Below are 7,662 nucleotides of genomic sequence, written 5' to 3' on the forward strand. Positions count from 1 at the left end.
GCGCTCGAGGGCTATGCGGTGCCCGACACGGGCGAGGCACCGGCGCCGGCCGTGGAAGCGTCCGCGGGCGAGGCCCCTGCGGACGATGTGGAGGCCGAGTTCGAGGCCATGCTCGATGCCGCACAGGTGGCCCCGGCCGAGCCTGCTGCGCCGGCGACCGACGCGGCGGTGGGCGGGGACGAGATCACCGACGACGAGTTCGAGGCCCTGCTCGACCAGTTGCATGGCGGCAAGGCGCCGGGCAGCGGTGATGCTGAAACGCCCGCAGCCGGGTCGAAGCCCGAAACCGAGGCTCCGGCCGCGTCTGCGCCCGCCGCCGGAGGCGGGGACGAGATCACCGACGACGAGTTCGAGGCCCTGCTCGACCAGTTGCATGGCGGCAAGGCACCAGGCAGGCAGCAGGCGGCCGCCGCCGAAACCGCGCCGGCCGGTGCCGAGGCCGCGGCCGAACAGAAGCCGGAATCCAGACCGGAGCCGAAGCCCGCGGCCAAGCCGGCCGCCAGGCCCGCACCCGCCAAGCCCCAGGCCGAGACCACGGTGCGGGTGGACACGGCGCGTCTCGACGACATCATGAACCTGGTCGGCGAGCTGGTGCTGGTACGCAATCGCCTGTCCACCCTCAAGCAGAGCATGGGCAACGAGGACATCGCCAAGGCCGTCTCCAATCTGGACGTGGTCACCGCCGATCTGCAGGCCTCGGTGATGAAGACCCGGATGCAACCGATCAAGAAGGTCTTCGGCCGTTTCCCGCGCGTGGTTCGCGATCTGGCCCGCAGCCTGAACAAGGAAGTCAATCTGGAGATGATCGGCGAGGACACCGACCTCGACAAGAATCTGGTCGAGGCGCTGGCCGATCCGCTGGTGCATCTGGTCCGCAACGCCGTGGACCACGGCATCGAAAGCCCCGAGGAACGCGAGGCCGCGGGCAAGCCGCGGGCGGGCACGGTCATACTCGCCGCCGAGCAGGAGGGTGACCACATCCTGCTGTCGATCGAGGATGACGGCAAGGGCATGGATCCCGACGTGTTGCGTCGCAAGGCGGTGGAGAAGGGGCTCATGGACGAGGAGAGCGCTGCCCGGCTCGACGACCGGGAGGCCTACAACCTCATCTTCGCCCCGGGCTTCTCCACCAAGACCGAGATCTCCGATGTTTCCGGTCGAGGCGTGGGCATGGACGTGGTCAAGACCCGCATCGGCCAGCTCAACGGCAGCGTCGAGATCGATTCGCAGCTGGGCAAGGGGTCGCGCCTCAGCATCCGCGTGCCGCTGACCCTCGCCATCATGCCGACCCTGATGGTCGTGCTCGGCAACCAGCCCTTTGCGTTGCCGCTGGCCAGCGTGATCGAGATATTCGATCTCGATCCCGGCCAGACCAACATCGTCGACGGCCAGCTCGTGGTACGGGTGCGCGACAAGGCCGTGCCCCTGTTCTACCTGCGCAAGTGGCTGGTGCGCGACGGTCAGATCATGGCCGAGGACCAGACCGGCGGGCACGTGGTCATGGTCCATGTCGGCAGCCAGCGGGTCGGCTTCGTGGTCGACCAGCTGATCGGTCAGGAAGAAGTGGTCATCAAGCCACTGGGCGCCATGTTGCAGGGCATGCCGGGTTTCGCCGGTGCCACCATCACCGGTGATGGGCGCATCGCGCTGATCCTCGATGTGCCCAGCCTGATGAAGAAATACGCCAGCAGCATCTGACGGGGGTGCGCGTGTTCCATGCATCGCGATTCCGCCGCAGCCGGCGGCGCCCGGTCTCGCAAGCGCCCGGGAGCCAGGTGACGCCATGAAGGTCCGCGCCCTGGTGGTGGACGATTCCGGCTTCTTCCGCCGGCGCATCGTCGAGATCCTGGAGGAAGACCCGGGCATCGAGGTGATCGGTACCGCGGCCAACGGCCAGGAGGCGGTGCAGAAGACCCTGGAACTCAAGCCCGATGTCATCACCATGGACATCGAGATGCCGGTCATGGACGGCATCACCGCCGTGCGCCGGATCATGGCCGTGCGGCCGACGCCGGTGCTGATGTTCTCCTCCCTGACCTACGAGGGCGCGCAGTCCACCCTGGATGCGCTGGAGGCGGGCGCGGTCGATTTCCTCCCCAAGCGTTTTGACGAATTCTCCCGCGACCGGGTCGAGGCCAAGCGCATGCTGCGTGGCCGGGTGCTGGCCGTGGGTGCGCAGCGGCGCCAGGCCGCCGCCGCGCGGACCCTGGCCAGCAGCGGTGCCAGACGTGCCGCCGTGGCCGGCCATACCGCGCCCGCCAGAGCCCCGGCGCGTCCGGCGGTGCGCCGCGGTGACTTCCGCCTGGTGGTGATCGGAAGCTCCACCGGTGGCCCGGTCGCCTTGCAGCAGGTGCTGACCCGCCTGCCGGCGAACTTCGCAGCACCCATCCTGCTGGTGCAGCACATGCCAGCCAGCTTCACGCCGGCATTCGCCCAGCGTCTCAACCAGCAATGCCGGATCGAGGTCAAGGAAGCCGAGGATGGCGAACTGCTGCGGCCGGGTGTGGCCTACCTGGCGCCGGGTGGCAAGCAGATGGAACTCGGGCAGCGCGGGGCCCAGCCGCGCCTGCGGGTGTCCGAGGGCGATCCGGCCCTGCATTACAAGCCCTGCGTGGACGTGACCCTGAATTCAGTCGCCAAGGTCTATGCGGGCAAGACGCTGGCGCTGATCCTCACCGGCATGGGCGCGGACGGCCGCGAGGGCGCGCGGGCGTTGAAGCAGGGCGGTTCCACCGTCTGGGCCCAGGACGAGGCCAGTTGCGTGATCTACGGCATGCCCATGGCCGTGGTCGAGGCGGGGCTTGCCGACCAGGTGCTGCCCCTGTCCGAGATCGGTGGCAGTCTGGCCAGCGCCGTCTGAGGCCGCGCCGGGTATCCGCCGGGGCGGCAGGCATCCGCCGGAATCCTGTCACATTCTTCAGGCTGTTTCAGGGTAGCCAATCCAACCAACTGATTTTGTAGTGAGGGTGCGAGGGCTTGCGCTGGCACCCTTCCTGCATCGTCTGGGAAAGGGAGCTCGGTGCAAGGGTCGCGGGATGCGGCGGATGGCAAGGGTCTGTTGCGGGGGTATATCCGGCATGCACAGGATTTGGGCCGTCGCCAACCAGAAGGGCGGTGTCGGCAAGACGACCACGGCGGTGACACTGGCCGGGCAGTTGTCGGCCGAGGGTCATCGCGTGCTGTTGATCGACCTGGATCCGCACGGCTCCCTGACCACCTATTTCCGCCTCGATCCGGACGCCATTGAGCTGTCGGTCTATACCCTGTTCAAGGACCGCGCCGATCGCCGGGCCTTCCCTCGCTACGACGAAGTGCTGGTGCGCACGGATTTCGAGCGCTTGTGGCTGCTGCCGGCCTCGACTGCGCTGGCCACCCTGGACCGCCAGCTCGGCAGCGAGGACGGCATGGGTCTGGTCATCAGCCAGACGCTGGCCGATCTCGATGACCGCTTCGACTACGTGTTCATCGACTGCCCGCCCATGCTAGGGGTGCTGATGGTGAACGCGCTGGCCGCCTGCCAGCAGCTCCTGATCCCGGTGCAGACCGAGTTCCTGGCACTGAAGGGCCTGGAGCGCATGCTGCACACCCTGAAGATGATTGCCCGCGCCCGCGGCGAGGCCGTGCCCTACCTGATCGTCCCGACCATGTTCGATCGCCGCACGCGTGCCTCCGGCGATGCCCTGGCCGCCCTGCGCGAGCGCTATCCCCGGGAGCTCTGGCATGCCGTGATCCCGGTCGATACCCGGTTCCGCGAGGCCAGCAAGGCCGGCAAGCCCCTGTCGCTGTGGCAGCCGGCCAGTCGCGGTGCACAGGCCTATGCGCAGCTCGCCGGCGACTTGCTCGGCCGCAACGTCGTCGCCTTCGACCGCGACGAAGGGCAGGTGCGGGCATGAATCGCGTGCCGCAGGACCGCCCCCGGGACGAGCCCGAAACCCGGCCGACCGAGACCCGGTCGGCGGAACTGGTGATGCTGGACCAGCAACTGGCGCTGGGGGCCTATCTCGACGCCCTGCTCAAGCCGTCCGAGGCGCCGCCAGTGGAGACACCCACGGCGGAGACCCCGGTGGTCGAGGTCCCCGCGGTCGGAGTGCCAGTGGAAGCCCCTGCGGTCGCTGAAGAAACCGCGCTCGCCGCCGACACAGAAGGGGAAGAAGTGGCGTCCGGGGCGGCGTCCTTGCAGGTGCTGCTGTTCCAGGTCGCGGGCCTGAAGCTGGCAGTGCCGCTGGTCGAACTCGCCGGGGTGGTCCCCTGGGACGACGCGGCCGTGACCGAGATGCCCAACCACAGCCCCTGGTTCCTGGGACTGCGTGACCATCAGGGCCGGCGGGTGAAGCTGATCGACATGGCCGCCGTGGTGTTGCCGCCCGACCGCTTCGCGGCGCTCGGTGCCCCCGACAGCGGACGCCTGGAGCACATCGTGCTCATCGACGAGGGCCGCTGGGGGCTTGCCTGCGAGGCCATCGGCGAGGTCATTACCCTGCCGCGCGAGGGCGTGAAGTGGCGCCGGGCCGGGGGCTCGCGGCCCTGGCTGGCCGGCACCGTGATCGAACAGATGTGCGCGCTGGTCGATACCTCGGCTTTCGCGAAAATGCTGGCCGAGGAGGGACCTGTCGGCTGACTGGCACGCTTAGTGCACAGATTTGGACATGGGTGGCCTGGGTGTCCATCCATTGACGTTTTCCAACCGGGACCCGCGGTCCCGTTGCAGAGCAGAGGCAGACCATGACGCAAACCGCACAGTCCACCAACGATTCCGTCCTCCAGTGCGTGACCTTCCGGCTCGAGGACGAGATCTACGGCATCAACGTGATGCAGGTTCAGGAGGTGCTCCGCGTGAGCGAGATTGCACCGGTGCCGGGCGCACCCGACTACGTGCTGGGCATCATCAACCTGCGCGGCAACGTGGTGACGGTCATCGACACCCGCATGCGCCTGGGGCTGAGCCCCAAGGAGTCGGACGATTCCACCCGCATCGTCATCATCGAGACCGACAAGCAGGTGGTCGGTATCCTGGTCGATGCCGTGGCCGAGGTGGTGGATCTGCACACCTCCGAGATCGAGTCCGCCCCCAACGTCGGCAACGACGAAAGTTCCAAGTACATCCAGGGTGTGGCCAGCCGCGACGGCGAGCTGCTGATCCTGGTCGACCTCAACAAGCTGCTCACGGACGAGGAGTGGCTGGAGCTCGCCGGCTTGTAGCCGCGGGAGGACAGCGTGGCGGATCTCAGGGAAATCGGGTATCCGCAGCCCATCGCACCGGTCCGGCCCGGTGACCGCCTGCAGGAGCGCAGGCCGCCGTCGAAGCGCCCCAAGCGGGAACCGGAGCAGGACAGCAAGGACGAGCCGGACGGACAGGAGGACGATGGCCGTCCTCATGTGGATGACTACGCATGAACGCAGAACAGATGATCGCAATCGCCCTCGCCGGCCTGCTGCCGCTGTCGCTACTGGCGCTGGCGTGGGTGGCCTTGCGCCAGCGGCGCGCGCTGGCCGCGCAGGCCGAGGAGCTGGCCGAGCTGCGCCGGGAACTGGGTGTGCTGCGTTCCGATCTGGCCGGCATGTGCCGGGCATCACGCGGCGCCGGTGATCACCTGCTGCGACTGGAGGCCCGTGTCCACCGTCTGACCGAGCGCCAGAACCAGAGCGAACTGCGTACCGCCAGCGACCGCCCCTACAGCCAGGCCATCGAGCTGGTCCGCCAGGGTGCCGCGGCCGAGGATCTCATCCAGCGCTGCGGCCTCACCCGCGGCGAGGCCGAACTCATCCAGATGTTGCACGGGCTCGCCGAAGCGGGTTGAGCCGTTCGCGGCTTGCGGGAGGAACGCGGGGTACACCGGGTCCGAGGGCGCAGGGCAAAATGCATTTCAAAGACTCTGCGGCCTCTGCGATCAGGCGCCGCAGCCCGGAAAGGTCGGCCAACCTCCCCCCGTGTTACGCTGCGCGCCCCCAGGCTACACTTCGCCTCACGCCTCACGCCTCACGCCTCACGCCTCACGCCTTGGGCTCGCCCGGCCGCCGCCCGGAAAGGTAATAGGCAAAGGCAATGATCTCGGCGACCGCCAGGTAAAGCGCCGGCGGAATCTCCTCTCCCAGATCCAGTTGCGCAAGCGCGGCCACCAGCGGCGGGTTCTCCTGCATGGGCACGCCGTGTTCCCGGGCCAGGCGCATGATCTCCTCGGCGATGGCGCCGGCACCCCTGGCCGTCACCCGCGGGGCCCCCTCACCCCCGTCATAGCGCAGGGCGATGGCCAGCTCGGGCGGCTTGCGCGGCGACTCGTCACTCATGCGTGATCGTCCAGCAGGGGGCCGGCGCCGGCCGGCCCTGCGGGGTCCGGCAGCCGACCTCGGCGACAGGCCAGCGACTCGACGCTGAGGCCGGCTTGTTCCAGGCGCTGCCGCAACAGTGGCAGATGTGCCTCGACCCGCGGCAGCGTGTCGTCCTGCTCGCTCAGGAACAGCGCCATGATGCGATCCTTCCCCTGCAACGTGACCCGGCTCTGCACCGGCCCCAGCCCGGGCAGGTCGAAGGCCAGGGTCACCGTCCAGCTTGGCGCCGCCTGCCGCCGGTTCCCGTTTTCCTGTGTGTCGTCCGCGTCGCGGCTGATGCGCAGCGCCCAGAGATCGATGGCGTCGTCGCGGCGCACCGGCAGTTCGATGAGCCAGTCGGGTGGCTGGGCACGGTCCTGGGGCAGCGAGGCGAGCTGATTCAGCTTCAGTCGTGCCAGCGCCGATTCGACATGGGCCGGCAATTGCTGGCGGAGCTGGCCCGCAAGCTCGGCGGTCAGCGCGCGCAGGGCCACCGAGGCCTGCGGTCGCGGCGGCTGACCCCGCCGCAGCGCGCCGAGCAGGTCGAGCGCCGGATCGGCGCCCGGGCGCAGGCCCGGCGGGGTTGCCGTGGGGGGCGCCGCGCTGGCAGCACCCGATGCCACGGGCGGCGCCGGCGCGGCGGTGGCAATGCCCCGGGCCGCCGTGGCGGGCGCCTGGCCGCCGCCCGCGCGCAGCGCGGCGGCCAGTTTCAGCAGACCCGCCTTGAGATCGCTGCGGGCGGCCTGGGCGGCCTGGGCGGCCTCGTTGCCCCCGGCGGTGGCGTTGCGGGCTGCGGGCTGTTGCGGCGTCGAGGGCGGCTGACGGGGTGCCAGCCGGGCCTCCAGGAAGGGACCGGCGTCGCGGATGGCCTGCCGCAGCCCCTGCGGCGTGCTGACACGTGCCGGGTCCGGCAGGCGCTGGACCAGGTCCCGCAGCAGGCGGGCGGCATCGGTGCCGATCAGGCGCGACAGATCGGGACGCGCGGCCAACTGGGCCAGTGCGCCGAGGGTGGGCGCCAGCGGCCGCTGCTGCGGTAGGATCTGGCGCAGCGCTTCGCGCAGGGTATCGGCGGCACGCACGGTCTCCAGGAGGCGCAACTCCGGCAACCTGCCGGCGCTGAGCACTTCCAGTCGCAGGACCTGGCCGGGTGTCAGTTTCAGTTCGCCGGTACGGGCCTGGACCAGTCGGCCAGCGATCCTGAGCAGGGTCTCGCCTGCCCGTGGTGCCTCGGCGACTACGGCGGAGAGGGTCTGCCCCGGCCGCAGGTTGCCCAGCAGGCTGTCCAGTCGGGGAATGGTCAGCCGGGGCAGACCCTCTCCGCCGTAGTCGCCGAGGCACCACGGGCAGGCGAGACCC

The 7,662-nt window shown here is 69.6% G+C and carries 9 protein-coding genes; 7 read left to right on the top strand and 2 right to left on the bottom strand.

The window, feature by feature from the left end; all coding sequences use genetic code 11:
- The 7 genes from MVF76_RS01175 to MVF76_RS01205 form a co-directional block, all read left to right on the top strand.
- Window positions 1-1,698 (top strand): chemotaxis protein CheA (locus MVF76_RS01175; protein WP_297526838.1); only part of this gene is annotated, 1,698 nt, incomplete at its 5' end.
- An 85-nt stretch (window positions 1,699-1,783) separates the two neighbouring features.
- Complete coding sequence (locus MVF76_RS01180; RefSeq protein WP_297526840.1) at window positions 1,784-2,860, top strand: protein-glutamate methylesterase/protein-glutamine glutaminase; 1,077 nt, start codon at window positions 1,784-1,786, stop codon at window positions 2,858-2,860.
- Window positions 2,861-3,077: 217 nt separating this feature from the next.
- On the top strand, window positions 3,078-3,893 hold the full coding sequence (locus MVF76_RS01185) for a ParA family protein (protein ID WP_297526842.1): 816 nt from the start codon (window positions 3,078-3,080) through the stop codon (window positions 3,891-3,893).
- Window positions 3,890-4,618 (top strand): chemotaxis protein CheW, encoded by a 729-nt coding sequence (locus tag MVF76_RS01190; protein ID WP_297526844.1) that lies wholly within the window; start codon window positions 3,890-3,892, stop codon window positions 4,616-4,618. Before MVF76_RS01185 ends, MVF76_RS01190 begins: the two co-directional genes overlap by 4 nt.
- A gap of 104 nt (window positions 4,619-4,722) precedes the next feature.
- Window positions 4,723-5,199, top strand: a complete 477-nt coding sequence (locus MVF76_RS01195; protein WP_297526846.1) for a chemotaxis protein CheW — start codon at window positions 4,723-4,725, stop codon at window positions 5,197-5,199.
- 15 nt (window positions 5,200-5,214) lie between these two features.
- Window positions 5,215-5,394, top strand: a complete 180-nt coding sequence (locus tag MVF76_RS01200) for a hypothetical protein (protein ID WP_297526849.1) — start codon at window positions 5,215-5,217, stop codon at window positions 5,392-5,394.
- On the top strand, window positions 5,391-5,798 hold the full coding sequence (locus MVF76_RS01205; protein WP_297526851.1) for a DUF2802 domain-containing protein: 408 nt from the start codon (window positions 5,391-5,393) through the stop codon (window positions 5,796-5,798). The genes MVF76_RS01200 and MVF76_RS01205 overlap by 4 nt, the downstream gene beginning before the upstream one ends.
- 193 nt (window positions 5,799-5,991) lie before the next feature.
- Here MVF76_RS01205 and MVF76_RS01210 read toward each other — a convergent pair whose 3' ends face one another.
- Both MVF76_RS01210 and fliK read right to left on the bottom strand, forming a co-directional pair.
- Window positions 5,992-6,285: an EscU/YscU/HrcU family type III secretion system export apparatus switch protein gene (locus tag MVF76_RS01210; RefSeq protein ID WP_297526853.1), complete on the bottom strand. Its 294-nt coding sequence runs from the start codon at window positions 6,283-6,285 to the stop codon at window positions 5,992-5,994.
- The coding region (fliK, locus tag MVF76_RS01215; protein ID WP_297526855.1) for a flagellar hook-length control protein FliK at window positions 6,282-7,662 on the bottom strand (1,381 nt) is incomplete at its 5' end. The genes fliK and MVF76_RS01210, both read right to left, overlap by 4 nt.

Origin of the sequence: Thiohalobacter sp., from assembly GCF_027000115.1 — a bacterium.
In the GTDB taxonomy this organism is placed as follows: domain Bacteria; phylum Pseudomonadota; class Gammaproteobacteria; order Thiohalobacterales; family Thiohalobacteraceae; genus JALTON01.

Coding starts and splice junctions, on each gene's coding strand:
- MVF76_RS01180 (WP_297526840.1), top strand. CDS start 1,784: ATGAAGGTCCGCGCCCTGGTGGTGGACGATTCCGGCTTCTTCCGCCGG.
- MVF76_RS01185 (WP_297526842.1), top strand. CDS start 3,078: ATGCACAGGATTTGGGCCGTCGCCAACCAGAAGGGCGGTGTCGGCAAG.
- MVF76_RS01190 (WP_297526844.1), top strand. CDS start 3,890: ATGAATCGCGTGCCGCAGGACCGCCCCCGGGACGAGCCCGAAACCCGG.
- MVF76_RS01195 (WP_297526846.1), top strand. CDS start 4,723: ATGACGCAAACCGCACAGTCCACCAACGATTCCGTCCTCCAGTGCGTG.
- MVF76_RS01205 (WP_297526851.1), top strand. CDS start 5,391: ATGAACGCAGAACAGATGATCGCAATCGCCCTCGCCGGCCTGCTGCCG.
- MVF76_RS01210 (WP_297526853.1), bottom strand. CDS start 6,285: ATGAGTGACGAGTCGCCGCGCAAGCCGCCCGAGCTGGCCATCGCCCTG.